Consider the following 26854-nt stretch of genomic DNA (forward strand, 5'->3'; position numbering starts at 1 on the left):
TTACGCATCATGCGTATAAGGCTCCTGCACCACCATCATCGTGTCAATGGCAGAGAGCAAATCCTGGCGGTAACGGTTAAACGCATTCTCAATCAGAGGAACATCGCCGCTCGCCACAGCCTCCTGAGGCGAAATCAGCGGCAGAGTCTGATACTCCTCCACCAGGCTCAGCGCAATATGAGTCAACAAACGAGCACGACGCAGCGCCTCCGCATGACCCAAACCAAGAGCCTGGAACTCATGAGCCATAGCCACCACCGGCTTCAACTCACGCGGGTGCAGAGTCAAACTCAAACGCACCACCTCAGGGCACTCACGAATCGGGTAGAGCAGGGAGAACAGAAGATCACCGCGGCGAATCATCGAAGCGCGAATAGCCTCCGGATTCGGCTCAGCCTCCTCAGACATCGACTTCGGGGCACGAGCCAGAATGTAATCCGCCAACAGAATGAGAAGCTGCTGCTTATTCTTCACGTGGTAGTACAGAGCGCCGGGAGCCACGTGAAGCTCCTGAGCGAGTCGGCGCATGGAAAGGTCCGCCAAACCGTAGGTCGCCAAGACCTCGTAGGCGGTATCTAGAATCTTTTCACGGGAAAGTACCACCCTTTCATTTTAGGGTGTTCAACTCTATATCTTGAGCAAGATGCACCCCGCGGCAAACAAAAACCCAACAAATACGCGGCACAAACCCAAAAAGCAATGTTGATTCTCACTCACCCGGAGCGAACGGTTCGCGTTTCATGAGCGCTTTTGCCACCAAAAACGCTTCAGCACACACAGAATAGGTAGCCGCCCACGCTCTCGGCATAAAATCACGTCTTAAACCGCCCAAAACCGCCAAGACAGGTAAACCTCGCGGGCGAACGCCCCAAAATCAGGTGTTTAATATTCGGTATGAGCAATGCATTTTCTGAACTAATCGAGCGCGCCACCGCAGGCGAAGGCCTCAACCGCGAAGAAATCCACACCCTCCTCGTGGACGGTGACGGACAGGACTTCACCCTTATCGAGGCAGCCTCCGTCGTGCGCCGCAACGAATTCCGCAACATGATTGCGATCCACACCGAAGATGAAGCACTCGCCGACGCCCTCGGCACCCGCTCCATCGCCGTGGACTCCTACGAAGTACTGGATATCTCCCGCGATATCGACTCCGAAGAACTCGCGGCAAGCATTGAACGTATTGCAGAATCCTCCGCCATCGGCGTGACCGTACTACTGCCCGAAAATGCAGTACCCATGATGCTCATGCGCGTGCTATCCATCCTGCGCCTGGCGGCACCCTCCAAGGTCATTCACCTGCCCGAAGGCTACGAACAGTCCCTGCGCTCGCTGACCTCCCTCGCAATGCACGTGGTCAGCGCTATCACCATCACCGACGACATTGAGCAGTGGCCCATGGTCAACGAGGTGCTCAAGGCACTGCGTCACGGCGGCATCGTCATCTCCGGCACCGGTGGACGCGACGCCCTCGCAGGCTACCTGCGCTACCTCTCCGACCTGGGCGTGGACCTCATGGGTCACCGCGATGCACGCGGCTCCGCCTGCGGTTCGGTCGACGGTGGCGGCTGTGGATGCGGTTCGGGTGGCTGCGGTAGCCACGAGGAGCCGGCACCTTCCGCCGGTGGTTGCGGTTGCGGTTCGGGCGGATGCGGTTCCTCCGCTGAAGCTCCGGCTGAGGCTCACGGTCACTCCCACGGTGGTGGCGGTTGCTGCGGCGGCCACGACGAACCAAAGGAAGAAAAGGGTGGCTGCTGTGGTGGCCACGACGAGCCTGAACCGGTCGTGGAGGAAGCTCCCGCTGGCGGTTGTGGCTGCGGTGCTGGTGGATGCGGCTCTAAGTAATCTGCTAGAGGTAGCTACCCCAATCGATATATTCCAAATATAGAATTTTCCCCTGAATAACCTGCTGAAAAGCAGAGATATTCAGGGGAAAACTCTATATTCCGTAAAGAGCATTAGGCTTAGAGGTAAACAACACCACAATAAACGCTGCAGAACCCCCATATCCGAAAAGCGGAATGAGCCCCTCCGGTAGAGTAGAAAGACGTAGCCGACTAACCCTAGCCGCGCGAAAGGAACAACACCGGACCAATGCTTTACCTCTCCGTTATTGTCATCATCCTGATTGCGACCGTGTTTATGGTCAGCGTCGGTGATCGACTCAACCTCCCCTGGCCGGTCATGATGACCCTGCTCGGCACCGCCGCGCTCTTCATCCCCAACCGACCGGATCTTACTATCGACAGCGACATCATCCTGCCGATCTTCCTTCCGCCGCTACTGTGGGCCATCGGCGTTAAATTCTCCTGGGGCACCCTGCGCCGCCGCTGGAGATCCGTACTGCTCTACTCGGTCCTTCTCACCACCGTCTCCGCCCTGGCAATTGCCAGCGCAGCCATGTGGTGGGTCCCCGGTATGACCATCGCCGTCGCCCTTGCCGTCGGTGCCGCCGTCTCCCCGCCCGACCCCGTCGCCGTGGAAGCAGTCGCTGAGCCCGTCGGCATCCCCCGCCGCCTCATCGGTACTCTGCAGACCGAAGGTAGCTTCAACGACGCTATCGCAATCGTTCTCTTCCACGCCGCAATCCACTCCATGACCAGCGGCCACCACATCGAGCCGCTCTCGGTCGCCAAGGACTTCGTGCTCGGCTCGATCCTCGCGGTCATTATTGGTTATATCTTCGGCTGGCTTGGCGGCTACGTTCGCCAGCGTGCCCACGACGTGGTCACCAGCAACGCCGTGACCCTCATGATCCCCTTCGGCGCCTACCTCGCTGCTGAAAGCGTGCACGCCTCCGGCGTTATTGCCGTGGTCATCGGCGCTATCCAGTTCACCAGCACCAAATACATGGCGGCACTCGAAGCGGAAGAACGCCTCTCCTCCACCTCCTTCTGGCAGATCATTGAGCTGCTCATGACCGGTGTCGCCTTCGGCCTCATCGGCCTGCAGGCAAGTAGCATCATCGCCACCGCCGACCCCTCCCGTATCGCAAGCCTCTTCGCTGACGGTGCCCTGGTCGCACTGGTCGCCATCCTGGTGCGCCTCATCTGGTTCACCATCGTCTGGCTGGCAGGACGCAAGAACCCCATCCACGAGGGTGCCCCCGAAAGCTTCGCCGAAGTTATCATCATGACCTGGTCCGGCATGCGAGGCCTCGTGACCCTGATTCTTGCCCTGTCCATCCCCGTGGTCAATGGCACCGAACAGGTCCGCCAGGACGCCATCGTCATGATGCTCTCCGTGCTCTTCTTCACCCTCGTGCTACCCGGCCTGACCCTGCCCATGCTCGTAAAGGTCCTTGGCGTGCGGGCTAACCATGAAGAAGAAACCGCCGTACCCGAACTGCTCAAGATCGCGCAGGTCGCAGCCCTCGAGGCGCTGCAGGCAGAAGCGAAGGCAACCACCGACCCTGAGACCTACGCCCGCGTGAAGGAAATGTGCTCCGCCATTACCCGCCGCGACGAAATCAGCGAGGCACTGCCCGAAGAATACAAGCAGCACATGGAGAAGCTTAAGGACAAGAGGAACGACTTCGTGCGCCTGCGCGACGCCGCCCTCGTCGCCGCGCAGAACGAGGTTATTTCTGCTCAGGACCGCTACGACTCCCACGACGTGACCCGCGTGGTGCGTAAGCTGGATATCCTGGCGCAGGCCGAAAGCATCCGCTCCTCCGGCATGTTCATTCTGCCCGCCATGACTGCCGGCGCGGTTGCCATGGAACGCTACAACCTCTGGAAGAAGCACCAGGGCGCCCTGAGCACCCGCGCAATCCCTGTGGTTGAGAACGCGCCCGCCTCGCCTCTGGTCACCAATGAGGTAACCCCCACGTCCTAGCCGGTACCTGCACCGCGTGCATGCACGTTACGTTTCTGCCCCTGCCTACGCCACCGAGATAAGCCCGTTGGTCTTTAGCTCACAGGCGATAGACAAGGGCAGAAGCAGATTAAGCCTCAACTATCACCTAAAATGAGACAGGAAACGTAGTGACCGTACGTTAGCTCTCTCAAACTCACGAACACATTGAAAGTAGACATGGATTTCAAGACTCTCTCGCCTGCGTACCTGACCTCCCTCGGCGTGATTTTTTGCGGCGCACTCTTGATCGGAACCTCCAACCCCTGGCTCCTGTGGCTCGGCTGGATCCTTCTGATTCTTGCGTTGGGTCTGAACGTCCTTGCTTTTGTGCTGTCCGTGGGTAAGGCGAAGGGTGACCCAACCCCCGCACTGGTGACCAACCTGGACGGTTTCGAATCCTCCGTTGAGAACCGCATCCGCGAGCGCTCGGAGCACCGCCGTGAAGAGCGTGAAGCTGCTGAGCATGAGGCAGTTGAGCACGAAGCTGCGGCGCAGGCTAACCAGGAAGTAGCTCCCGCTGAGGCTGCTGAAACCGTTGAGGCGACCGAGCCTGCTGAAACTGCAGAGGTCCGCGAGGAAGAGCCCACCGAATCTCAGCCGATTGTTGATCATGCCCCCGGCCGTATGAGCGTTCTGCCCTCGCGTCCCCGTTCGGGTCGTGCCCCCAAGCCCCGCTCCAACGCACGCTAGGTAGGTCGGTAGTGAATACGAAGTTTTTGCTTTCCCCGGCGTACCTGGTTTCTGTTGCCCTGATGCTTTCCGGCGCGGTGCTTTCCGGTGGTCGGTTCATGCTGATCGGCTGGATTCTGTGCATTGTGGGTGTCTGCCTGAACGCCATGACCCTGGTGGTGCTGACGAATCGCGAGCAGCTGTACACCATGGAGGCGAAGGCTGCCCGAGGCACCCGCCGCGGCTTTGATGACCGCCCCGCTGTGGTGCAGCGATTGGACGAGGCTCCGGCTACTGACAGCGCAGACGAAGGATCTGCGGAGTCCGTCGAGGAAGCCGCAGAAGAGCCCGTTGAAGCACCCGCGCAGAAGACCAACTAGGGTGTAACCCCCTAAGACGTAAAAGACCCCCGCAGAGGGTATCTGACGTGAATAAAAGACCGTAACCGCCCCCGTACAGGGGAGTGGTTACGGTCTTTTGGGTGCCTGAACGCTCACCTCGACTAACGCTCGTCGAATACTTTTGTCTTTTGGGGAGGGGTGAGCGCAACGGGGTCTTTAGCGCTGAGTACCCAGCTTTTGCGCCGCGAAATCCGCGTACTCCTGCACGTGCGCGCGAGCCTGCTTGGTCAGCGCCTTATTCTCATCCAGGATGCGCGCCGACTGCGCCGCCATCAGCTCCAGGTACTGGCTGTCGCGGGTTTTCTTCCATGCGGTGCGTGCCGCCTCCAGCTCGGCGAAATCGTTGAGCGCCTGACGCTGCATCGTGTAGCGGACCCACATGAGCACCAGAATCAGCACCAGCGGAATGAGGCACGCCCAGCTCTGCCACAGCCCGTACAGTGCCGCCGCAATGGCACCCAAAACAATCAGCACCGGGGAAATGGAGACGATGGGGGAGTCCGGGCGGTTCTTCTGGTTCTTCACGAGTGATTCACGCGCCATAGCGCGGAAGGTGTCGGAGAAGCTGGACGGGTCGTAGGACTGGGCAGAATCGGCCTGCTGGCTCTTCTGGGACTGATTCTTGCTGGACTGATTCTTGCCGGGCTGGTTCTTTGGGGGGTGAGCGGGGCACATAGAAACCTCACGGGGGGGTACACGGGGAGTAACGGGAAAGCGGGTGTTTCACGTGAAACGGGGGAGTAGGCGGTGAGTGCGCGTGAGAGAAGCGGCGAGTACGCGGAAGCGGGTGGCAGGCGCTCTGCGCTCGCCGCGCCTGAACGCCGGCTCGGGAGCTTCTGCGGAGCTTCTACAGGGAAGCCTCAATAAACTCGTACGCCTTATCCACACAATCGGTGGTGACAGCCTTAACCTCGTCGGGGGAGTAGCTGAACGACGCCGAACGGTCAGCGTAGCGGTGCATGTCGATATCGTTCCACGAATCACCAATCGTATGCACCTCATAGGAGCTACCCGGATGCTCAGCCTGCAGGTACTCCACCAGATGCTGCAGACCGGTGCCCTTCGTGCAGGCGGGCGGCACAATATCCAGGAAATCCTGGTTCTTGTGGCAGTCCACCGAATCACCAAAACGCTCTAGAATCCAGGTGTATGCCGCCTCGCGGACCTGCGCATCCGGAATCCACAGGGGTACACCCACGTACTCGTGGTTCTGCAGGTCATTAGCCGGCAGGGGAGTGAACTCCGGCAGAATATTCGTCGAGGAGCCCACCCGGTCGCAGAGGCTGTAATCGTTATCCAGGGTGGTCGCGAACAGTGCCACGCCGTCCACGGTGCTGAAATGCTCGTAGCACGCCTGCACAACACTCACCGGAAGAGGCTGATGGTAAATCACCCGGTACTTCCGGTCGGTAATCACCGCACCCGTGTACAGCACGTGGTAATCAAAGCGGATGGCGGTCGGGTTCAACGCCAGCTGAGTAGCAAAAATGCTCTTGCCCGTGCACGAGACCGCCAGGTTACCCTCCGCCTGCCAGCGGGCAATCGCCCGCTCATTGGCAGGCTCCACGGCACGGTTAAACAGAATCGTGCCGTCCAGGTCGAAAGCCATCAACTTGGTCATAAAAACTCCTTCGCGGGAGGGCTGCATTGCCGCGAATTGTGCGCCGCAACCGATAGAAAACGCCCATGAAAAACGGGGGTGCCGCCGGTACTTTTAAGTGTACCGACCGCACCCCCACCACTTGAGATATAGCCCCTGAATCTCACGCCTTCACTGAAGGGTGAAAGGGCTTATTCCTCAGATTTTTAGAGAGCCAGGAAGCCCAGGTACGAACCGAGGATACCCACGGCGAACAGAGCGAAAATCAACCAGATAGCGTTGACCTTCTTCTTCAGCAGCCACATGCACAGGAAGCACAGACCCAGCGACGCAAGGCCCGGCAGCAGGTCGTTCAGCACCGACTGAACGGTCACATCCACCATCGCGCCAGCCTGGTTCTTGTAGCTGGTTAGCGGCAACGGAATGTTCACGCTCGTCCAGCGGTACACCAGCGCACCCATCACGAACAGACCCATCACGGAAGCGCCCTGAGTGATCTTCTGCAGGGTGTTACCGCCCGCCTCAGTCACAATCTGGGTACCCTTCTCGTAACCGTACTTGAAGCCGTACCAGCGGGTCGCCCAACGAATCGCGGTCAGACCAAAGAAGAACAGCAGCGGGCCCAGAATATTACCGGTCACCGCCAGGGAAGCACCCAGAGCAGCCAGCACAATACGTGCGGTACCCCAGTAAATCGGGTCGCCTACACCAGCCAGCGGGCCCATCAGACCCACCTTCACGTTGGTGATAGCGGCCTCGTCAATGTCCTTACCGGCTGCCTTCTCACGCTCCATTGCAGCGGTCACACCCATAATCGAGGATGCGACCCACGGCTGGGTGTTGAAGAACTCCAGGTGGCGGGTCAGCGCCTCCGCCTGGTCTTCCTTCTTGGTGTAGAAGCGCTTAATGGCCGGAATCATGGAAACCGCGAAACCGATGGACTGCATACGCTCAAAGTTAAACGAACCAAGCAGGAAAGTGGAGCGGAAGTAGGTTTCGACCTTATCGCGCTGGGTGAGCTCGGGAACTTCAACGAGCTCGACGTTCTTGTTCTCAGTCATGATGATGCTCCTTACTCGAGCTCGTTATCGAGGTCGTTTGCTGCGGCTGCCGGTGCTACGGCGGGTGCCTCGCTCTTATGGAAGAGCGGGTTCAGCTGGGTGTACAGCAGACCCAGGCAAGCGCCCACAATACCGATAGCAACCAGGTTGAACTGTGCCTGACCGGACAGGGTTGCGACGAGGTCCTTCGCGCCTTCGGTGCCAGCAATCGAAATCGACTGGGTTGCCGGGATAGCGGCGGCGGCAATGAAGCCGAGGAAGAAGAAGGGCATGAGAGCCTTCGAACGCATCATGTTGATGACCATCGCGAAACCGACCACGGTGATCATGCCACCGGCGATACGCAGACCAACGGTCACCTCGGTGGGAATCATGTTCAGCAGGCGGGTCAGCTCTTCGGAGCTAATCAGGGCCACAATAGCGGTCGGGATAGCAACACGCAGACCCTGCAGAGCCATACCGCTGATGTGCATCAGCTCAATACCGCGGAAGTTAGCGGTCTTCGCGAAATTATCAGCCTGATGCTGGAAGAACACCGTAATGGTACGAACGAAAATGGTCAGAACCTGACCTGCCGCAGCCAGCGGCACAGCAATAGCAATACCGGTGGTGATGTCCTGGTGACCCTGAATCACAACAACAGCGGAGATGGTGGATGCCAGGGCCGAGTCGGGAGCCATAGCCGCACCGACGTTCATCCAGCCCAGTGCGATGAGCTCCAGTGCGCCACCGAGCATAATGCCGGTAGTCGGGTCACCCAGCGCAAAACCCATCAGGGTACAAGCGACCAGGGGGCGGTGGAACTGACGCTCGTCCACCACGGATGCGACGCCCGCAATGAACGCCACGAGAACAACGAGAATAAACGTCAGGGCGCTCATGCGTCCAGGCCTTTCTGCTTGAGGATCTTTTCCAAATCAACCGGGGAGTGGTTGGGCAGTTGCTGCACCGTCAGCTTCACACCGCGCTTAATGAGTTCGCGGTAGGCTTCCAGGTGCTCCTCGGAGGCGTACACTGCGTCCGAGAGCTGAACCATGCCGGTCTTGAAGGTGACGCCACCAACGTTCACTTCGTTGATCTTGACGCCTTCGTCGAGCAGCCGCACCACGTCAACGGGGGATTCTACGACGAACATGGTCTTCATGCCGGTGTACTTGGGGTTGTTGTACACGCGGCCCGCCTTGGCGATGTCCAGGACGTTGGTCTTCACGCTGGTTGGCGCGACCTGCAGCAGCAGGGACTTGCGCAGCTGATCGTGTGCCGCATTATCGGATGCCGCGATGAAGGTCTGCGGTGCGATATGCGGAACCCAGGTGCCTGCCACCTGACCGTGAATCAGGCGGGAGTCGATGCGGGTGAAGATAGCGTCCATGGTGCCGCCGGGAACCTGCTGAGCAGCCGGAACCTCGACCGCCTTGGTCTCTGCGGGCTTCGCCTCGGCGGGCTTGGCGGCTGCGGGCTGGTTCGCCTCCTGGAAGGAGCGAATACCCTTAGTGCCAGCCTTGTGCGCCTTAGCGACCAGGGACTTGAGGGTTGCGTTCTTACGGCCTGCGCCGGAGATGACCTCAATAAGCATCGGTACGTTGACACCGGAGACGACGTCGACGCCCTCGCGGGTGGCTGCGAACTGCGCACCGGCGTTGTAGGGGCTACCGCCGAAGAGGTCGACCAGCAGCAGGGTTTCTTCTGCTTCAGATGCCTCAACGATGCGGGTGTACTCTTCGACGAGATCTTCGGGGCCCTGACCCGGCAGGAACGTGACCGGGTGGACGTTTTCGAAGTTACCGAGGATCATGCCGGCGGTCTTCAGCAGAGCCGGAGCTGACTCGCCGTGTGCCGCCACAATGATAGTGACCATAGTGGTCCTCTCGTGTTCGTGACATGGTGTGTAGTGGCCCCGTGAAGGGCCTCATAATTCTCAGATAGTAACACGTTATTTTTGTGTTTTGTGGGTTTTTTCTGAGCATGCACACTTTAGGTTCTTGTGACATTTTTTCAAGTGTTGGAATATGGGTTTTTGATGTCAAAACACGTATTTATTGCCAGGGTGTAAAAAATTTAAACAGAACACCGAAGAATGGTTGCCGAAGTGGAGGGTGAAGCGTTATTTTTGTGAAATTTCAGGAATGACGGCATCTTATGCGCGGGCTGACGAGGTGCTTGTTGCGGGATATTTTGACTGCGATGGTGCAAGAAAATAATTTACAAAGAAAATACCGAACAAAAAATGGGTATGCGAGTCAAAAGATGTGGGATTTATAAAAAACCCACATTTCCCTGCGGTCTGTCCACAGAATGGTATTTCTGGAATACGCCGTTATAAACCGTCATTTCAAAATTTAAATCGACGCGCTAACGCGCGAAGAAAAACCCAGGAAAACGACAATTTAGTGACAGGTTGTATGTATAAATAGCAACCCACCTTTAACGGCCACGTTCCGCCCGGCAGCACCCCTCTAGAATCCTCACTCCCAGATTCCACCACCCGAACCCCTCACCGGAATCCCGGGGTATAGATTTCGTGGCGTAGAAAAAGCCGAGGTGTAGAAAAAATCTGGGGTATAGAAAAAGCGACCGAGAACCCTCCCGGTCGCTTTCTATCGAACATCCGCTACGCGTTAATGCCCCACATATCCCGCGCCAGACGCGCAATATGAATCGTCAAATACGTCAACTCATCACGAGTCAGGCTCTGCTTCAGCTGCATCTGCAGCACCAACAAAACCTTCTGCGCACACGCGTAGGCGCGCGGTACATCCGCACGAAGAGCCGCCAACAAACTCGGCTGCGACACCTCATCAATATCCTCCGTGCGATTCGCGGAGGCGCGGCTCGCCCGCACAAACAGGTACCTCAGATGCGTCACAAAACGTGCCGCACTCATTGAGTCCGGGTCGATCTTCCGCTCGTAGCTTGCCTCAATAATTTCAAAAACCTGCGCGAAAACCTCAGTCATGCGGAATGCCTGAGACATATCCGCCGTCGCAAATTGCGCGTTGACCAGGTGCAACGCCAAAGGAATAGCCTCATTCGGGTCCAGTTCAACCTGCAGGCGCTCGCGAACCATTTCCAAAACCGTGCGGCCGTACTCCACCTCGCGCGGGTAGAGAACAGTCACCTCTGGGGCGAGCGGATACTGCACCCGCACCCCGTCACGCGCACGAACCACCGCATAGTGCAGGTGATCAGCCAGCGGAAGAATAAACGAGTTCGACAGCTCCAGCGCACCCTCGGCGCGCACCTTCGACTCCAAAAGTGTGGCAATCGACAGAATCTCCGCCGGGATCTCAGAAAGAGTCATGCTCAGGCGCTCACCCGACATACCCTTCTCAGGCACAAACGTCTGCTCCACTGCAGACGGGTCAATCAGCTGGCCCTTACGCTTACCAAAGGCAATGCCGCGACCAATCATCACGGACTCCTTGCCGTAATGATCCACAGTGAGGACAACATTGTTGTTATAAATACGGCTAATGCGCATGTGTCCTCCTCTGCGGGTGTCGGGGCGCCTGTGTCGGGGTGGCACACTGAAACGATAAAAGGCGATTGAGTATCACCTAAGCTACTACAAATTTTACCGAAAGATTGAACCCGTATTGAAGGGTTAACGCGCGTGGTTGGGATAATGGGCGGCGCGAAACTGTGCCCCAGCTGTGATGCAGGCAAGCATTCCATAAGTTTGCGGCTGAAAACCGGCTCCCGCCCCGCCGTGAACCCTAAATCGCGATACTCTTAATCACATGAGCAGCAAAGCAACCGAAATCGCAAAGAACCTTCCCGCCCTCGAACACCCGGACGGTAGCCCCATCCGCGCCCTCGTCGTTGACGATGAGGAGATGCTCAAGGAACTCGTCAGCATGGGTCTGAAAATGATCGGCTGGGAGGTGCAGTCCGCCGGTGACGGCCCCTCCGCGCTCGCGATTGCCCGCGATTGGCGCCCCGACGTGCTCGTTCTGGACATTATGATGCCCGGCTTTGACGGCCTGGAGCTGCTCTCCCGTATCCGCAAGTTTTACCCCGAAGTTCCCTGCCTTTTCCTGACCGCTAAGGATTCGGTCGATAACCGTATCGAAGGCCTTGCTGCAGGTGCGGATGACTACGTGACCAAGCCCTTCTCTATGGAAGAAGTCATGATTCGTCTGCACCGCCTGGTGCAGCGCTCCGGTGTTGCCGCCATAGACGACGCTGAGCTGGTCGTCGGCGACCTGGTACTGAACCAGGACACCCGCGAGGTGACCCGCGGTGGCGAGCAGATTAACCTCACCGCAACCCAGTTCGACCTGCTGCGCTACCTCATGGAGAACGCGAAGCGCGTGGTCTCCAAGAGTCAGATTCTTGATAATGTCTGGAACTACGATTTCGGTGGTCAGGCAAATATTGTGGAGCTGTACATCTCCTATCTGCGTAAGAAGATTGACGTGGGTCGCGAACCGATGATTCACACCGTGCGCGGTGCCGGTTACGTGCTGCGTCCCGCTGTCTAAATTTATTCTCTGCTCTTCATATGGCGCGGTATAACACCCGGTTATACCGCGCCATATCAGTTATATTCCGTATTTCGAATATGGAAAGAAAGGATGCTCGTGGGCTCCTACTCACCCGGTGACCCCGCCTCCCCGGATAACGAAGCAACCCGCCCCCTGCGCGTGGGTACCCCCGCACGAGACGGTGCCACGCGCTCGCCGGGGAACTTCTTCGTGCGCCTACGCGCCGCCTGGAAGAGCATGAGGAATCCCGAGGCATCCCCCGAAGAACTCGGGTACGTACCTCACCTGCGTTCGCGCCTTATCGCCATCCTCGTGGCAGCCCTCGGCATTGCCTGCCTCATCATCGGCCTGTCCACCTACGTGACCCTGCAGAACTCCCTCTACCAGCAGGCGCAAAGCGACCTCAAAGAAACCAGCCACCGCGTAGTGCAACCGACCTCCCGAGACGGCAAGCGAGAAGAAGTGGACTGCAGTGACCTGCAGAGCAGTAAATCCCTCTTTGCGCCCGGTCAGGCGTCCGGAACTATCATCACCTGCGTGGAATCCGAAGGTGCCGTAGAAATCGCCAGCAAACTCACCAAGGACGGCACCGTACAAGCCCTCTCCGCCAACGACCAGGTAACCCTCGGAACCATGGCGCTGAATGCCACCAAAGAAGAAGTCCGAGAGGTCAAGCTGGAATCCGGTCTGTACCTCGTGAAAATCACCCCGAAGGCTAATAGCGATGCCGATGCCCAGGTGGTCGGTATTCCGCTCGCCAACATACAGCAGACCCTCACCATCTTCGTGATTGTTGTAGCCCTCGGTTCCATCGCCGTCATGGTTGGTGCTGGCGTGGCGGGCTCCTACATTATTCGCGGCACCATGAAGCCCCTGGAGCGAGTCTCCGCGGTGGCAACCGATGTGGCGCACCTGGACCTGGAAGAGCACACCATCTCCTCGGCGGTGCGCGTGGATCCGAAAGATTCCGACCCGCGCACCGAAGTGGGTGCCGTAGGCTACGCCCTCAATCAGCTGCTCGATAACGTGAACTCTGCTCTGGAGGTGCGCGAACGCACCGAACATCAGATTCGCGCCTTTATTGCGGACGCCTCCCACGAGCTGCGCACGCCCCTTGCCGCCATTAAGGGGTACTCCGATATGCTCCGCTGGACCGAGCCGCTCAGCGAATCCGGCCAGTCCTCCCTGGCGCGTATCGACTCGCAGACCGAACGTATGTCCCGCCTCGTGGAGGATCTGCTGACCCTTGCTCGACTGGACGAGGGGCGCGAACCCAAGCTGGAGCAGGTTGACCTGACCGAGCTGGTGCTTGAATGCACCTCCGACATGCAGGCGGCAGTGCGCACCCACGAATGGCACCTGAACCTGCCCGACGAGCCGGTTGAGGTTGTTGCCGATCGCTCCCAGATTCAGCGCGTGATTCTGAACTTGCTCTCGAACGCTCGCAAGCACACGGACGAGGGTACACGCGTGACCGCGGGCCTGTCGGTGGATGCTGCACGCCGTGAAGCTGTGGTGACCGTGACCGATAACGGCCCGGGTATTACCCCGGACTTCTTGCCGAAGATTTTTGACCGCTTCACCCGTGCCGATAAGGCACGTTCCGGTTCGGATGGAACGACCGGTCTGGGTCTGGCGATTGTGCAGGCGATTGTGCAGGCGCACGGCGGTTCGATTCAGGTGCAGAGCCAGCCTGGGCATACGGTCTTTACGGTGCGCTTGCCGCTGGATGCCCGTCTTCAGCCTGTCGCCTAGTTCAGTTGTCGCCTAGTTCAGTGCTTGGTCTACTGCCTGAGTTGCGCGTGTCTATTCTGTGAATGGCTGCTTGAGGGGGTGGGGTATGTTGTGTGCGCACTCTGCTCCCCTGCGGCGTTTTTGAGGGTTTATAGCGCCTTGACATGCTAAAACGCTAAATTACTTGTTGAGTAAACGTTAAATCTGCACTTCAAGTTTATTACCCAGAGTGCAAATATGTGGTGAATCTAACCCCCAAATAGTTACCCCCAGTGAAACAATGCGCGTATTGTAAAAAACATGGCTAATCTTGTTGAATCTCCCGCAAACATCACGGACAAGCGCTCCGCTCGCAAGGCAGAGAACCGCATCGCAATCGTTGAGGCAGCAGAATCCCTCATCCTCGAGGGCGGCTACGGCGCCCTCAACGCAGAAGCACTCGCAGAACGCGCAGGCGTCTCCCGCCGCACCATCTTCAACCACTTCGCCTCCGTAGACGACGTACTGGTCACCCGCATGAACCAGTACTTCAACCGCATCTTCGAAGAATGCGACTTCACCGTCTCCGGTGAAAACGCAAGCATGGAAGCCGAAATGCTCTCCATCGCCCGCAAGGTCTTCAAGAGCAACACCCTCGAAGAGTACATCGCACCCTTCGCGCACCTGCTCTACGCCCTCGAAATGGACAGCCCCGCGAAGTTCGAAGAATACTCGCACGTCATCCTCGAGCGCACCTACGACATCTTCCTCGAGCGGTACCTCGCGGCATACCCCGACCTGCCCTACCTGCGCGTGGCAGTCTTCGCCTCCAACCTCGCCGAAACCATCGGTGAAGGCGTCTACTACTACCTCACCCGCGCCGAAGAAATGACGGTCAAGGTTGCAGCAGAAGCCCCCGAGGGCACCCACCCCGAAGCACTCGCCATTGAAGCGATGCGCCAGTGTGTCCTCGAAGCACTCGACTACCTGGGTCGTCTGGTCCAGGGCGAATTCGCAAGCTAAGCCCCATAGCGTCAACGCTCAAACACTCTCGCTTCGGGCACTTCATCTGCAGGTGCCCGGGGCGGGGTATTTTTTGTCTAAAAACAGGACACAGCGTTCGCCGTACAGGGCAAACCACACGCCGTATTCACACGCACCCACCACCCAAACTCTTCACTCACTCAATTTCAAAGGACTGAATCATGGCTACATGGCTCTACCGCATCGGTGAAGCTGCCGCCCGCCGCGCATGGGCTGTCATCCTCACCTGGGTACTCATCGTTGCCGGTGTAGCGGGTGCCTACACCGCGTTCCACGGCAAGCTCAGCAACACCTTCACCATGCCCGGAACGCAGACCCAGCAGCTCTCCGACGAGCTCGCCCAACGCTTCCCCAGTGCCAACCGCGGCTCCGGCCAGATCATTCTCACCACCGGTGACGGCACCGCCCTCACCGAAGAGCAGAAGCAGGCATTCTCCGCCGCACTGAGCGCGCTGCCCAGTGAGGTGCCCTCCGTGGATGCGGTCACCGACCCGTTCACCACCACCTCCAAGCTTGCAGAAGCGAAAACCCAGCTCGACGAGGCGCACGCCAAGATTGACGCCGCCCCCTCCCAGATCGAGGACGGCAAAAAGCAGCTGAATGCCGCCACCTCGCAGCTTGAGGACGGCAGGAAGCAGATTGCCGACAACGAGAAGAAGCTCGACGACTCGCAGGCACAGATTAGTGCAGGTCAGGAGCAGCTCGCCTCCGCGCAGAAGCAACTGGACGACGCACAGGCGCAGCTGAAGGACGGCTACGCCCAGGCGGAGGCGGCAGGCTCACCCGCCGCCATGATGGAGCAGCTCAACGCCCAGCAGGCGCAGCTGACCGAGCAACAGAACGCACTCAATCAGCAGCGCGATACCCTGACCGAGAGCCAGAAGCAGGTTGACGCGGGTCGCGCAGAAATCGCCTCCAAGAAGGATGAGCTGGCTGAGGGTAAGAAGAAGCTGGACGAGCAGCGCAACCAGCTTCAGAAGACCGAAAACGACCTGCCGGCACAGCGTGAGCAGTTGGAGCGTCAGCAGAAGCTCTACGACTTTACCTCCGGCTACCGTATGGTCTCTGAGGATCAGTCCACGGCGATTGCGACTGTCTCGTTTAAGAAGAAGATTTACGAGGTGCCGTCCGCCGAGTTGCAGAAGGTCATGTCCGACATTGAGTCGGCGAACCTGCACGGGGCGACCGTACAGTTCGACGTGAACCTGAGCGAATCCGCGCTTGGTGGCGGCTCACACACCGGTGAGGTGGCGGGTATGGTCATCGCCTTCATCGTGCTCATGGTTATGCTCGGCACCCTCGTGGCTGCCGGCCTGCCGATTCTCATGTCCCTGGTGGGCGTGGTGGTGGGTGTGCTCGGCACGCTCTCCCTGTCCTCCGTTGTTCAGATGAGCTCCACCGCCTACACCCTGGGCCTGATGCTTGGTCTGGCGGTCGGTATCGACTATTCGCTGTTCATTCTGAACCGTTATCGCACGAACCTGCTGGACGGCATGCCGAAGGTCCAGGCGATTGCTCTGGCGAACGGTACGAGCGGTAATGCGGTGATTTTTGCGGCGAGTACCGTGATTATTGCGCTGGTTGCGCTGAACGTGACCGGTATTCCCTTCCTGGGCGTGATGGGTAATGCCGCCGCGTTCTGCGTGGTTGTTGCCGCCCTGATTGCGGTGACTCTCACCCCGGCGGTGCTGTCCCTGGCGGGTACCAAGATCATGTCGAAGAAGCTGTGGGCTTCCATTGATACCCCGCAGAAGATTGCGGAACGCCGCGCACAGGATGCCGAACGCACCGAGAAGCCGAACGGCTGGTTGCGCCTCGTGCTGGCGCGTCCGCTACTGACTCTGGTGGCCGGTACGCTGGCGCTGCTGGCGGTTGCCGCCCCCATGTCTCAGATGCGCCTGGGCCTGCCGGACGCTTCGAACTACCCCTCCGGTAGCGCCGCGTACAAATCGTATGCGCTGGTCAAGGACAAGTTCGGTGAGGGTATGAGCGCCCCGCTGGTCGCGGTCGCGCACACGCCTGCGAACATGAGCGAGGAGCAGGCTCAGCAGGCGCAGATTGATATCGCCTCTGCGGTCAAGGAACGCGGTGGCGCGAATGTGCAGGCTGTGGTTCCCGGCGGTATGACCGATGACCGTACCCTCATGATTTTCCAGGTGATTCCTGCCCACAGTGCAAGCTCCGTGGAGACTGAAGAGCTCGTCCACGAGCTGCGAGCCGTGACCGTTCCGGTTCAGGGCTCTGAGGTGTCTCTCGGCATTGCGGGTCAGACCAGCGGCAATATTGACGTCTCCGAGGTGCTCGCGCAGAAGCTACCCCTGTACCTGGGCGTGGTGATGGGCCTGTCCTTCCTGGTGCTGATCCTGGTGTTCCGTTCGATTATGGTTCCGCTGGTTGCTTCGGTCGGCTTCCTCTTCTCGGTGCTGGCGAGCTTCGGTGCCGTGGTGTCGATTTACCAGTTGGGCTTCATGAGCTCCCTCTTTGGCGTGGACCACCCGGGTCCGGTGCTGTCCTTCCTGCCGACCCTGCTCATCGGTATTCTTTTCGGCCTTGCCATGGATTACCAGATGTTCCTGGTGACCGGCATGCGTGAAGCGTACGTGCACGGCAAGGATGCGGCGACCGCCATTGTGAGCGGTTACAACCACGCGGTGCGTGTGGTGGTGGCTGCCGCGATCATCATGATTTCGGTGTTTGGTGGCTTCATCTTTGCTGATTCGACGATGATCCGCCCGATGGGCTTTGGTTTGGCGTTTGGTGTGCTTGTGGATGCGTTCATTGTGCGCATGACGCTGATCCCGGCGATTATGGCTCTGCTGGGTGATAAGGCGTGGTGGATGCCGAAGTGGCTGGATCACCTCACTCCGAATATGGATGTTGAGGGCGCCGCGCTGAGTGAGAAGATGAGCGAGAATATTCAGCACGAGCGTGAGTCTGCTGCCGCCGACTCGGGTAGCAAGCTCGGGTCAGAGTAAAGTATTAGTGTGCGTTTGTGCGCTACGGCGCACTCTGAAGACTAATACGAGACGAAAGGGCAGGTGCAGGGCGATGAGGAACCGCGCGAGTATCCGACAGCGGATAGGAGGCGTTCTGAGCCGTGTGCCTGCCCCTTTTCTTGTCTTTTTGGGAGGCGGTACGGGTGCGCTGTGCCGCGTGTACACTCCCGGCGGCGTGCTGGTGGCGAACCTGCTGGGTTCGTTTACGCTGGGCCTGCTGACGATGGTGTGGAACGCCTACGCGCGCCGTGACGGTGAGGAGCGGATTCATTCGTTCCGTCTGCTTTTTGGTGCCGGCATGATGGGCGGCTATACGACGTATTCGTCGATTGCGGCGGTTTTGGCGCAGACGATTTTTCTGCCGTACACCATCAACTACACGTACATGATGCTGGCGGTGGCGGTGCTGCTGGTGGGTGGTTTGGTTGCCGCCGCGGCGGGCATGCTGACGGGCCGTTTTGTAGCGTCCCGCTTGGTGCCCGCTCCTGATGTTGAGGGGGGCCGCTAATGTTTTTCGCTCTGATGGTTTTCCTGTGCGGCGGTTTGGGCGCGATGACCCGCTTCTTCTTGGATAAGGCGATGTCGCCTCGCCTGCGTACGGAGTCGTCGATTATTAGCCCGGTGTTCGTGATTAACCTGGTGGGCTCGTTCCTGTACGGCCTGCTGATTATGCCGGTGTCTAATCCTCGCGCGCTGGGGGTGCACTATAACGCCACGGATCAGGTGGCGTTCTGGTGCACGGTGATTACGACCGGTCTGCTGGGTGGGTTTACGACGTTCTCAACCGCCATGGTGGAGGCGCTGACCGCCCGCTCTGAGGGCAAGATGGTGAAGTTCCTGATGCTGTGGCTGGTGCAGGTTGTGGGTGCGATGGTGGCAGCTCTGGCGGGTGCGTTGCTGTTTGTGTTGCTGTTTGGTCGGTATATTGCGCCGGTGTTCCCGCCGGATGTTCTGTACTGACCGCGCCAGCTGTGGTGGTTCTCATGGTGTGTGTGGGTGTGTACAGCTTTTTCACAGTTTCGCCTAGGGCGAGCCATAGAGCGGTCTTTTACACTGGTGGTGAACGATATGCGGCGGGTATGAACGGTAACCCGCTATATACCACCAAGAATATATGTTAGAACAGGCATATATGCAGGTGGAGTTCATATAACTCACTCTCACGACCTAAGGAACACACAGCATGCAGGAACTGCTCAGTAAACACATGATTGGCACCTTCGCCATCGAGATTGCGGCGCTTACTGTCGCACTCTCTATCATCGGGTTCATTGGTATGCGCCTGCGCGCCAAGAAGACCGGTCGAGCGCACAGCATCCGCCAGTACTTGTTGACTGCGTCCTTTGCACTGTTCCTTGCTTCTATTCTTTCTCTGACGCTGACCCCGATTGGCTCTTCCAATAGCGTCACGAACCCCGAGCTGTACTACCCGCGTTTCTACGTGGGCTGGAGCTGGCAGCAGGCATGGGATTTGACTGCCGGTATGGGTCTGCGCCGCTTCGCAACGACCGTGTATGCGCAGCTTTTCTTCAATGTCGCCATGTTCATCCCCTTGGGCTTCTTTACTGCGGGCTGCCTGCGCTGGGGTCTGCGCGCCACGGCGCTGAGTGGCTTCGCGCTGTCGAGCTTCATTGAGTTGAGCCAGCTGACCGGCAACTGGGGTCTGGCGGGCTTCACCTACCGCACCTTTGATGTGGATGACATTGTGAATAATACTGCTGGCGCGGTCCTGGGTGCGGTCTGCATCTGGGTGGTGCGCGCGATTCAGAAGCGCCGCGCGGCTAAGCATGACCGGGCGCTGGCAATGGCTACCGCCGCGGCCTAGTACCCCTCCAAATTAGCAGATGTTTTCATAACATGATTGATATAATTCATGTTATGAAAACGTCTGCTCCTAGCCTCCTTCCCATCTTGCGTAGTGACCTGCAGGGTGAAGTGATGGCATTGCTGTTCTCTCACCCTGAGCAGCAATACACGGTGTCACAGATTGCTGATGCGACACGTGCATCGTTGCCGACTGTTTCCCGAGAGGTGAATCGTCTGGAACAGTCCGGTTTGGTGGCTGTCCAGAATGTTGGTAGGACCCGTATGGTGCAAGCCAAGGTTGATAATCCGGTGGGCCAGGCGATGCGTCAGTTGATTCTGGTAACGTATGGCCCCGTTCCGGTGCTCCGGGATACTTTGCAGGGCGTTTCCAATATTGAGGGTGCTGCTATTTATGGTTCGTGGGCTAGCCGTCGTTCTGGGGTGGCGGGGCACGTGCCGAATGATATTGATGTGCTGGTTGTGGGCTCCCCTTCACGGCAGAAGCTGTATGAGGCTATCGATGATGCTGAGCAGAAGCTTGGCTATGAGGTAAACGTGAAGCGGCTATCTCCTGAGGCTTGGAACTCGCAGGACGGCTTCGTGCAGACTGTGCGGTCGCGTCCTATGGAGGTTCTCTTTGGGCAGCTGGAGGTAAACGATGTCCACGCTGAAGCCTAATGCCCCAACCCCGGGTCCCTGGACTGTAGGCCGGGAACGCATTCTTGAGCTGATTGAATCTGGCGAGCTGGAGCGGGTCGTTGTAAATCGTGAGCATGCTCAAGGCCTGTTGTTGCGTGCTCGCCGGCATCTAAAGACGGCGCATCGTCTGGTAGTTGATGATTCGGAAGGTGCCTATACGCTCCTCTATGATGCTTCGAGACTAGCGATGACTGCCGCCTTGGCGGTGCAGGGTCTGCGTCCGACTACTCGGGGAGGTCATATCGTGGTGGGTGATGCCTTGCGTGCTCAGCGAGGCCCTCATGATGCGGTGGGTAAGCTGTATTCTCGCTTGCGTCGAACTCGTCATGAGGTTGAGTACCCCGGTCTGGATTATGAGCCTATAGCTGTGGAGGAAGCTGAAGCGGCTTTGGAAGATGCAGAGTATATCGTTCAGGAGATGACTCTTTTTATTCCTAAGCTAGGACCTTTCTAGACTGTATTTCTTTTCGGCACCCCTGAATGAACCTCCCTCCGTGAGGTAGACGCAACGAACCCCTCATTTTCATAACCTGACCGATATTGTGCAGGTTATGAAAATGAGGGGTTCGCTGTTTTTAGATGAAACCTTGCCGGATCAATCTATTCAGATAAACCCGGCTCGATGAAACCCTAGACAGGGAAGTTCTCGGGCGGGAAGACTACTCGTCCTCGGTCAGCCGGTTCACGACGCGGGTGCTGCGGTTGCCCTTGACCTCTTCGGGCAGCAGGATCGGCATGGAACCGGTCGGCGTGTAGGTTGCCGCGCGTGCCGCCGCGGTAGCGTGGGTGTCCTCAAACTCGGGGATGACCTCGGCACTGGGTGCGCGGTACAGATGGCTATTAGCCCACCACGCGAAGAGCAGAACCGCAATCGCCAGAGCGCTAGAGACGAACAGCCACGGGCTGACCTGACCCTCGTAGTAGAGCTTGAAGAACGCGCCACCCATGAAACCGCCGGCAATCGGGCCGCAGATCGGAACCCACGCGTAGAACCAGCGTGAAGTGCCCTTATCGTGGATGGGCAGCAGGGCGTGCATGAGGCGCGGACCGAAGTCACGGGCGGGGTTCAGAGCGTAGCCGGTCTGACCGCCCAGACCGATGACGAGTACGGTGACCATGAAGCCGAAGGCGAGGGGCTTGAGCACGTCGTTGAGGTTGAGGGAGAGTTCCACACCGCCGCTGATGGACGGCTTGAAGTTTACGCCGGTGTACAGTGCCGAGAAGACCAGCATGAACGTGCCGATCATTTCGGAGAGGGCGTTGGTGAAGTAGTTGTGAATAGCGGGGACGGTGCCGAAAACGCCGAGCTTAATCTTCTTGTCGGCGGTTGCTTTCCAGTGCGGCAGGTAGTTGAGGTAGACCAGTCCGGCGCCGACCATTGCGCCGAGTACCTGGGCGATGATGTAGCCGGGGACCTTCTCCCAGGAGAACTCGCCGAACGCTGCCAGGCCGATAGACACGGCGGGGTTGAGGTGGCCGCCGGAGTAGGCGTGGGAGGCGTAGACGCCGAAGGTGACGGCGAAACCCCAGCCGAAGGCGATGGTGAAGAAGTTGTCGCCGTGGCCTTTGGATCGGCGAAGTTCGACGTTGGCGATGACGCCGCAGCCGATGGTGCACATGATGAGCGTGCCGAGGAATTCGGCGAGGTAGGGGCTGATGGTGTACACGGGGTGTCCTTCAGGTAGTGAACTGCGGGTGGTAAACCGGGATTCGGTCGGGTGCGCAGTGCCGAGCGTGAGGGAGGTGTGGTTTTGTGTGGGGTTATGCCGCCCGAGTGGCGTGTTTAAACCTTTGGCATCTATGGAACCCTGAATGCCCTAGAAGGGCAATACTTTGGTGTTATTTCACCCTTAGACATAAGCGGTTTTTCGGGTTTTTCGTTTAAAAATAAATGTGGCGAATGAGGGGAAAATCGGTCATAGTCCATACCTTGGACTCATTCCATAAACTCGCGGTTGAACCCATGGAGAAACTCACGAATAAACCCGCGATCAAACCAACACTCACCCCCGCCATCAGCACCCGCCCACACCACTTGCCATCAGCATAAAAATGCCCGGGCACCTCACGGGGTACCCGGGCAGTTTCTGTAATTTTTATGCGGCTCTAACTGCGGCTCTTGCGAACCGCGGTGGACTGGCTGTTACGCCGCTACACGGTTGTTACATGGCCGCTACACGGCTTCTACTTGGCGCTCGCCCAGTCGAGAATCGCCTCGAAGAAGCGCTCGCATTCGCTCAGCTGCTCCAGCTCAATCCACTCGTTCGGGGAGTGCGCCTGGGCAATATCGCCGGGACCGCAAATGATGCTCTGCACGCCGGCGCGCTGGAACTGGCCCGCCTCGGTGCCATAGGTGACCTTCTGTGGTGCGTCATTGGTGCCCAGCCACTCGTGGGCGAGGTGCACGATGGGTGCGTCGTCCTCGGTACCCAGGCCCGGCACGGCTGCGAGCAGTTCGTGCTTCACACCCACGCGGGAGGTGAGGCTACCGGGCTCTGCACCGGTCAGCTTTTCGGCGCGTGCGGCGCGCGCCTGCAGGTCGGGCAGGATGACCTCCGAAAGTTCGCGGTCAATGCGCTCCACGAAGGATTCGGTGGTCACCTGCGGCAGGGTGCGCACATCGTACTCTACGACCGCCTGCTCAGCGACGATGTTGTACTGCAGGCCGCCGGTTGCCAGGTTCACGCTGCCGGTGGAGTGGGGAATGATGAACGACTCGTCGAACGGGCCTTCTTCTTCCCACTGGTCCGCTATGTCGGTGAAGAAGGTGATGAACTCGCCTGCTGCGGCAACCGCGTTCACGCCATGGGTGGCGAGGGAGCCGTGCTTGGGCACGCCGGTGAAGGTGACGCGGCCGCGGTGTGCGCCCTTGTGCGCGTCGATAATGCGCATGCTGGAGGGCTCACCAACAATCGCGTAGTCGGGGGCGAGGTCGCGAGCCACGAACTCCTCGATAAGGGAGGGTGCACCAATGCAACCGATTTCCTCATCGTAGGAGAACGCGAAGTGCAGGGGAGTGCGCAGCTTCGCCTCAGCCACGCGCGGCAACAGCCAAAGCGCCACGGCGAGGAATCCCTTCATGTCGCACACGCCGCGACCGTAGGCGCGGGTACCCTCCACACGCAGGGTGAAGGGGTCGGCGTCCCAGTCCTGTCCGGCGACGGGTACGACGTCCGTGTGACCGGAGAGGATAACGCCGCCGCGGGTAGTGCCGTCAGCGGCAGGGATGGTGACCAGCAGGTTGGCGCGGGTGCGGTCCTCGTTGTAGGTGCGCACGCCACTGTAGCCGTAGCGGGCAAATTCGGCTTCGATGAGCTCAATGAGTTCCAGGTTGGAGGTTCCGGAGATGGTGGGAATCGCGATGAGCTTTTCGAGCCAGGGGAGGGATGCGGGCTGGGTGGTTTGAGCCGTCATAACTATTCCTTCTGCAATGTAATGCTGTGCGCTGTCATGTGCTGCGTGCGCTGTTATGTTCAGGGTACGCCGCGGGGCGGTATTCGTCGCCTCATGGTCGTCGAATACCGCCCCGTGACCCCTGCGCGGGGTTAGATGCTGTAGTTGTTCACGTTCGAGTGGTCGCCCAGCGCGTGGAAGTTGCGCGAGTGGTAGACCAGCGGGGTGCCTTCGCAGTCGTTGCGGATGAACTCTTCAACCTGCGCGGTGAAGACGATTGCGGGGCCAGCCTCAACGCGGCTGAGCGGGGTTGCGCGCAGTACGCGGCCTACACCGTGGACGAGGGGTTCGCCGGTGGAGACGAATTCCCAGGTGCTGGTGTCTGCGAAGCGGGGGTAGTCGTGGGTTGCGAAGTTCTTCGCGAGGGTCACATTCTCAGCATCGAGCATGTGCACGAGGAAGGAGGACGCAGCCGCAATCTTTGCTGCGGAGCCGCTGTTTGCCTTGAGGGAGAAGGCGATGATGGGCGGTTCTGCGGCGACGGAGGTCAGCGAGGAGGCGGTGAAACCTGCGGGTTCGCCATTTTCATCGGTTGCGGTGATGATGGCGACGCCGGCGGGCTGGTGGCCGAAGGCGAGCTTGAACTGCTCGGAGGTGTCGGCGATGGGTGCCTGTGCTGCAATGGTTTCGGTCATAATCGACCCTTTCTTCTGCGGCTGCGTTTAGGGTTCGTCCAGATGTGTATGCGTTGGGCGACCCTTTGTTAAGGGGAGATATGTTTCAGGGTAAAGCTAAAGGGTGGTGAACACCTTATTTATTGCCCTATGTTTCTTAGGTGACCCTTTCGTGACATTGAGCGTGAAATATTACGTCATAATCTTCGTCTTTTGGGAGCTTCGAAGATGCACTCCGCCGATTGTCCCGCTTCGGGGTCTGAGTAGCAGGTTGCGGGTGCTGTCCCTCTCTCTTCCGCGGGGTTTCGCCGGGTTAAAGAAGCCTCTGGGGTATCCTTGCTAGGTACTCGAAAGCGCGCCGCGCCCCGTATTTAAGGGGTTTTTCGGTGCGTGAACTGTGGGGAGAAGAGGGTTAATGAGCTGGTTGGCAACTATTCCGCTGCTACTTTTTGCGGTCGTGTTGGCTTTCGGTCCCGGCTATGCGATGGGCTGGGCGTTGCGTGTTCCTGCACGTTTGCGCGTTTTTTATGCGCCGCTGCTGACTTTTGCCCTGGTGGCTGTCTCTGCGATTGTGCTGGGTAAGACCGGCATCGCGTGGAGCCTGATTTCTTTTGTGCCGGTCGCTGCCGTGATGGTGGCTGCCGCCGCGGGTGTGATGCACCTGGTGGGTCGCCGCTGGCCCTCCGCCGTACCCGATGCCTCCAGCGAGTCTGCAGAGAACTGGGCGGGTAACACCGTGCCCCTCGCATGGCCCGTTATTGGTGCGGTGCTGGGTGGTTTCTTGACCCTGCACGCAACCCAGCATATGGTCTTTGGGCCCGAGGCGTTCTCGCAGACCCTCGATAACTCATTCCATATGAACGCGATCCGCTGGATTCAGGAGCACGGTGACGCCTCCAGCCTGACTCTGGGCGCAGTTGCCGCCGCGAATCAAGAACCTACTTTTTATCCTGCCGGCTGGCACGATTTCGTGTACCTGATTTACAGCACGACCGGCACGAGCATCGCTACGGCAACTATCGTCATGATTCTGCTGGCGGCAGGCATTATCTGGCCCTGCTCCCTGGTGGCAATGTGCTTGAGCATTCCGCACCTGCGCCCCCTGCAGGCGCTCGCCATCCCGGCTCTGACCTGCGGTTTCTTTGCGTTCCCCGGCCTGCTGCTGTTCTGGGGTGTGCTGTTCCCGAACCTTCTGGGTTACGCCCTGCTGCCTGCGTTCGTGGCGCTACTGCTACACATGATTCAGCTCATGGCGCGCCGCGAGTACTCCTTCGTGCTGTCCCTGTCGCTGACGATTCTGGTGGGCCTGGGCGGTTTGGCTCTGGTGCATCCGAACGCGGTGGTTTCTGCCGCAGTGTTTGCGGTGCCCATGCTCCTGGGTGGTGTGGTGCAGGTGCTGCGTACCCGCGGCGCGTCCACGCGTGAGCGTCTGGTGGGTACCGGCGTGCTGGTGGCGCTCATCGCCGGATGTGTCACTATCTGGTTGTCGTTGCGCCCGAGCGAGGAAGCCAGCGACCTGTGGACCGCCATCATGAGCGAAGGCGAGGCGGTCTACCAGTTCCTGTTCCTGGGCCTGGAGAACGCAAACCCGCTGGGTGGTAATTTTGCTCCCGCATATCTGCTGGGTTTCTTGGCGCTGTGGGGTGTTGGCTACCTGCTGTACAAGCGCCGTAACCTGTGGCTGATTGGTAGCTGGATGCTGGTCGGCTACATGTGGATTATTGCGGCTTCGGTGCCGCGCGGTGACTTCCGCCTGCTGATGGTTGCTCCCTGGTACACCGACCACTTCCGCCTGGCGGCTCTGGTGGTGTTCCCTGCAGTGCTTCTTGCCGGTATTGGCCTGGGTGGCGCCGTGGAGGGCATCTTCGTGCGCATCATGCACGCTATTCCGCGTGAGAAGCACGCGAAGGTCGCCCCGGCAATGATGGGCGCCTCCATGGTGCTGGTGCTTGCGGTTGCGGGCCTGTCCTCCCGTACTCCCGCGATGCATGACGCAACCTTGCAGGTGGCGGAGAGGTACAAGGTGACCCCGACCTCCGACATCCTAAATCAGGATGAGATGAACGTCATTAACGAGATCCCGAAGATTGTGCCCAAGGACGACGTCATTGTGAACAACCCCTGGGACGGTAGCGCCTACATTTATGCGCTGGCTGACCGTCACCTGACCAGCTACCACTTCGAATTCCAGACTTCCCCGAAGTACGCGGCGATCCTGAACGATTTGAAGGATGCCCGCACGAACCCGGAAGTTTGCCGCGAGGTGAACCAGTACAAGGCTCACTGGTATGTTCACCTGGAGAACCAGGGTAATTTCGGCCCTGCTCAGCAGAAGAACTATGACGGCATGGTGGCTGCTATTGATACGGACGTTCTGACCCCGGTCTATTCCTCGGGTCCGATGACTCTGTACCGCATTAGTGCCTGCGATAACTAACGGTGTGCCAGCACAC

The 26854-nt window shown here is 58.9% G+C and carries 24 protein-coding genes; 14 read left to right on the forward strand and 10 right to left on the reverse strand.

Going from position 1 to position 26854, the window contains the following annotated elements:
* Positions 1-603 carry a TetR/AcrR family transcriptional regulator gene (locus O3675_RS05840; protein WP_371571494.1) on the reverse strand — a complete coding sequence of 201 codons (603 nt, stop codon included), beginning with the start codon at positions 601-603 and terminating at the stop codon, positions 1-3.
* Between the two features lie 291 nt (positions 604-894).
* Here O3675_RS05840 and O3675_RS05845 point away from each other — a divergent pair, with 291 nt between their 5' ends.
* The 4 genes from O3675_RS05845 to O3675_RS05860 all read left to right on the forward strand — a co-directional run bounded on the left by O3675_RS05845 (position 895) and on the right by O3675_RS05860 (position 4907).
* A complete protein-coding gene (locus O3675_RS05845; RefSeq protein WP_371571496.1) occupies positions 895-1845 on the forward strand; it encodes a biotin synthase in 951 nt (316 codons plus the stop codon).
* A 249-nt stretch (positions 1846-2094) separates the two neighbouring features.
* Positions 2095-3837, forward strand: coding sequence for a cation:proton antiporter (locus tag O3675_RS05850; RefSeq protein WP_371571497.1), 1743 nt, complete (start codon positions 2095-2097; stop codon positions 3835-3837).
* Positions 3838-4035: 198 nt separating this feature from the next.
* A complete protein-coding gene (locus O3675_RS05855) occupies positions 4036-4548 on the forward strand; it encodes a hypothetical protein (RefSeq protein ID WP_005507998.1) in 513 nt (170 codons plus the stop codon).
* Between the two features lie 11 nt (positions 4549-4559).
* Positions 4560-4907, forward strand: coding sequence for a hypothetical protein (locus tag O3675_RS05860; protein ID WP_005507997.1), 348 nt, complete (start codon positions 4560-4562; stop codon positions 4905-4907).
* 177 nt (positions 4908-5084) lie between these two features.
* Here O3675_RS05860 and O3675_RS05865 read toward each other — a convergent pair whose 3' ends face one another.
* The 6 genes from O3675_RS05865 to O3675_RS05890 all read right to left on the reverse strand — a co-directional run bounded on the left by O3675_RS05865 (position 5085) and on the right by O3675_RS05890 (position 11070).
* On the reverse strand, positions 5085-5603 hold the full coding sequence (locus tag O3675_RS05865) for a hypothetical protein (protein WP_371571499.1): 519 nt from the start codon (positions 5601-5603) through the stop codon (positions 5085-5087).
* A gap of 172 nt (positions 5604-5775) precedes the next feature.
* The gene (locus tag O3675_RS05870; RefSeq protein ID WP_371571500.1) at positions 5776-6549 is read right to left on the reverse strand and encodes an HAD hydrolase family protein; all 774 of its coding nucleotides are present in this window, start codon (positions 6547-6549) and stop codon (positions 5776-5778) included.
* Between the two features lie 185 nt (positions 6550-6734).
* A complete protein-coding gene (locus O3675_RS05875) occupies positions 6735-7589 on the reverse strand; it encodes a PTS system mannose/fructose/sorbose family transporter subunit IID (RefSeq protein ID WP_005504142.1) in 855 nt (284 codons plus the stop codon).
* A gap of 11 nt (positions 7590-7600) precedes the next feature.
* On the reverse strand, positions 7601-8470 hold the full coding sequence (locus O3675_RS05880; RefSeq protein ID WP_049326833.1) for a PTS mannose/fructose/sorbose transporter subunit IIC: 870 nt from the start codon (positions 8468-8470) through the stop codon (positions 7601-7603).
* Positions 8467-9447 (reverse strand): mannose/fructose/sorbose PTS transporter subunit IIA, encoded by a 981-nt coding sequence (locus O3675_RS05885; protein ID WP_049326832.1) that lies wholly within the window; start codon positions 9445-9447, stop codon positions 8467-8469. The genes O3675_RS05880 and O3675_RS05885 overlap by 4 nt, the downstream gene beginning before the upstream one ends.
* 753 nt (positions 9448-10200) lie before the next feature.
* On the reverse strand, positions 10201-11070 hold the full coding sequence (locus O3675_RS05890; RefSeq protein ID WP_294455835.1) for a PRD domain-containing protein: 870 nt from the start codon (positions 11068-11070) through the stop codon (positions 10201-10203).
* 259 nt (positions 11071-11329) lie between these two features.
* On the opposite strand from O3675_RS05890, the gene O3675_RS05895 reads away from it, so the two are divergent.
* The 9 genes from O3675_RS05895 (at position 11330) to O3675_RS05935 (ending at position 20788) form a co-directional block, all read left to right on the forward strand.
* Positions 11330-12073 carry a response regulator transcription factor gene (locus tag O3675_RS05895; RefSeq protein WP_005507990.1) on the forward strand — a complete coding sequence of 248 codons (744 nt, stop codon included), beginning with the start codon at positions 11330-11332 and terminating at the stop codon, positions 12071-12073.
* A gap of 93 nt (positions 12074-12166) precedes the next feature.
* Positions 12167-13831 carry a sensor histidine kinase gene (locus tag O3675_RS05900; RefSeq protein ID WP_371571503.1) on the forward strand — a complete coding sequence of 555 codons (1665 nt, stop codon included), beginning with the start codon at positions 12167-12169 and terminating at the stop codon, positions 13829-13831.
* A gap of 279 nt (positions 13832-14110) precedes the next feature.
* Positions 14111-14812 carry a TetR/AcrR family transcriptional regulator gene (locus O3675_RS05905; protein WP_005504153.1) on the forward strand — a complete coding sequence of 234 codons (702 nt, stop codon included), beginning with the start codon at positions 14111-14113 and terminating at the stop codon, positions 14810-14812.
* Positions 14813-14994: 182 nt separating this feature from the next.
* On the forward strand, positions 14995-17808 hold the full coding sequence (locus O3675_RS05910) for an MMPL family transporter (protein ID WP_371571505.1): 2814 nt from the start codon (positions 14995-14997) through the stop codon (positions 17806-17808).
* Between the two features lie 124 nt (positions 17809-17932).
* The gene (locus tag O3675_RS05915) at positions 17933-18337 is read left to right on the forward strand and encodes a CrcB family protein (protein WP_371571507.1); all 405 of its coding nucleotides are present in this window, start codon (positions 17933-17935) and stop codon (positions 18335-18337) included.
* A complete protein-coding gene (locus O3675_RS05920; RefSeq protein ID WP_005504159.1) occupies positions 18337-18789 on the forward strand; it encodes a CrcB family protein in 453 nt (150 codons plus the stop codon). The genes O3675_RS05915 and O3675_RS05920 overlap by 1 nt, the downstream gene beginning before the upstream one ends.
* A 223-nt stretch (positions 18790-19012) precedes the next feature.
* On the forward strand, positions 19013-19654 hold the full coding sequence (locus tag O3675_RS05925) for a VanZ family protein (protein ID WP_005507984.1): 642 nt from the start codon (positions 19013-19015) through the stop codon (positions 19652-19654).
* Positions 19655-19767: 113 nt separating this feature from the next.
* On the forward strand, positions 19768-20313 hold the full coding sequence (locus O3675_RS05930) for an ArsR family transcriptional regulator (protein ID WP_049352282.1): 546 nt from the start codon (positions 19768-19770) through the stop codon (positions 20311-20313).
* The gene (locus O3675_RS05935) at positions 20294-20788 is read left to right on the forward strand and encodes a HEPN domain-containing protein (RefSeq protein WP_371571509.1); all 495 of its coding nucleotides are present in this window, start codon (positions 20294-20296) and stop codon (positions 20786-20788) included. Before O3675_RS05930 ends, O3675_RS05935 begins: the two co-directional genes overlap by 20 nt.
* Positions 20789-20993: 205 nt before the next feature.
* On the opposite strand, the gene O3675_RS05940 is transcribed toward O3675_RS05935, so the two are convergent.
* The 3 genes from O3675_RS05940 to O3675_RS05950 form a co-directional block, all read right to left on the reverse strand.
* The gene (locus O3675_RS05940; RefSeq protein ID WP_005504178.1) at positions 20994-22001 is read right to left on the reverse strand and encodes an MIP/aquaporin family protein; all 1008 of its coding nucleotides are present in this window, start codon (positions 21999-22001) and stop codon (positions 20994-20996) included.
* 517 nt (positions 22002-22518) lie between these two features.
* On the reverse strand, positions 22519-23748 hold the full coding sequence (gene argE, locus O3675_RS05945) for an acetylornithine deacetylase (RefSeq protein WP_303939930.1): 1230 nt from the start codon (positions 23746-23748) through the stop codon (positions 22519-22521).
* 131 nt (positions 23749-23879) lie between these two features.
* Positions 23880-24422: a flavin reductase family protein gene (locus O3675_RS05950; RefSeq protein ID WP_005507981.1), complete on the reverse strand. Its 543-nt coding sequence runs from the start codon at positions 24420-24422 to the stop codon at positions 23880-23882.
* A gap of 394 nt (positions 24423-24816) precedes the next feature.
* On the opposite strand from O3675_RS05950, the gene O3675_RS05955 reads away from it, so the two are divergent.
* Entirely contained in the window at positions 24817-26838 is a 2022-nt protein-coding gene (locus O3675_RS05955) for a DUF6541 family protein (RefSeq protein ID WP_371571512.1), read from the forward strand.
* Positions 26839-26854: the final 16 nt, after the last annotated feature.

The organism is Rothia sp. 27098_8_27, assembly GCF_041432805.1.
GTDB classification, from domain to species: Bacteria; Actinomycetota; Actinomycetes; order Actinomycetales; family Micrococcaceae; genus Rothia; species Rothia mucilaginosa.

Excerpts from the sequence above, each read along its gene's own strand:
- O3675_RS05845 (WP_371571496.1), top strand. The coding sequence starts at position 895 with ATGAGCAATGCATTTTCTGAACTAATCGAGCGCGCCACCGCAGGCGAA.
- O3675_RS05850 (WP_371571497.1), top strand. The coding sequence starts at position 2,095 with ATGCTTTACCTCTCCGTTATTGTCATCATCCTGATTGCGACCGTGTTT.
- O3675_RS05855 (WP_005507998.1), top strand. The coding sequence starts at position 4,036 with ATGGATTTCAAGACTCTCTCGCCTGCGTACCTGACCTCCCTCGGCGTG.
- O3675_RS05865 (WP_371571499.1), bottom strand. The coding sequence starts at position 5,603 with ATGTGCCCCGCTCACCCCCCAAAGAACCAGCCCGGCAAGAATCAGTCC.
- O3675_RS05870 (WP_371571500.1), bottom strand. The coding sequence starts at position 6,549 with ATGACCAAGTTGATGGCTTTCGACCTGGACGGCACGATTCTGTTTAAC.
- O3675_RS05875 (WP_005504142.1), bottom strand. The coding sequence starts at position 7,589 with ATGACTGAGAACAAGAACGTCGAGCTCGTTGAAGTTCCCGAGCTCACC.
- O3675_RS05880 (WP_049326833.1), bottom strand. The coding sequence starts at position 8,470 with ATGAGCGCCCTGACGTTTATTCTCGTTGTTCTCGTGGCGTTCATTGCG.
- O3675_RS05885 (WP_049326832.1), bottom strand. The coding sequence starts at position 9,447 with ATGGTCACTATCATTGTGGCGGCACACGGCGAGTCAGCTCCGGCTCTG.
- O3675_RS05890 (WP_294455835.1), bottom strand. The coding sequence starts at position 11,070 with ATGCGCATTAGCCGTATTTATAACAACAATGTTGTCCTCACTGTGGAT.
- O3675_RS05895 (WP_005507990.1), top strand. The coding sequence starts at position 11,330 with ATGAGCAGCAAAGCAACCGAAATCGCAAAGAACCTTCCCGCCCTCGAA.
- O3675_RS05900 (WP_371571503.1), top strand. The coding sequence starts at position 12,167 with ATGCTCGTGGGCTCCTACTCACCCGGTGACCCCGCCTCCCCGGATAAC.
- O3675_RS05905 (WP_005504153.1), top strand. The coding sequence starts at position 14,111 with ATGGCTAATCTTGTTGAATCTCCCGCAAACATCACGGACAAGCGCTCC.
- O3675_RS05910 (WP_371571505.1), top strand. The coding sequence starts at position 14,995 with ATGGCTACATGGCTCTACCGCATCGGTGAAGCTGCCGCCCGCCGCGCA.
- O3675_RS05920 (WP_005504159.1), top strand. The coding sequence starts at position 18,337 with ATGTTTTTCGCTCTGATGGTTTTCCTGTGCGGCGGTTTGGGCGCGATG.
- O3675_RS05925 (WP_005507984.1), top strand. The coding sequence starts at position 19,013 with ATGCAGGAACTGCTCAGTAAACACATGATTGGCACCTTCGCCATCGAG.
- O3675_RS05930 (WP_049352282.1), top strand. The coding sequence starts at position 19,768 with ATGGCATTGCTGTTCTCTCACCCTGAGCAGCAATACACGGTGTCACAG.
- O3675_RS05935 (WP_371571509.1), top strand. The coding sequence starts at position 20,294 with ATGTCCACGCTGAAGCCTAATGCCCCAACCCCGGGTCCCTGGACTGTA.
- argE (WP_303939930.1), bottom strand. The coding sequence starts at position 23,748 with ATGACGGCTCAAACCACCCAGCCCGCATCCCTCCCCTGGCTCGAAAAG.
- O3675_RS05950 (WP_005507981.1), bottom strand. The coding sequence starts at position 24,422 with ATGACCGAAACCATTGCAGCACAGGCACCCATCGCCGACACCTCCGAG.
- O3675_RS05955 (WP_371571512.1), top strand. The coding sequence starts at position 24,817 with ATGAGCTGGTTGGCAACTATTCCGCTGCTACTTTTTGCGGTCGTGTTG.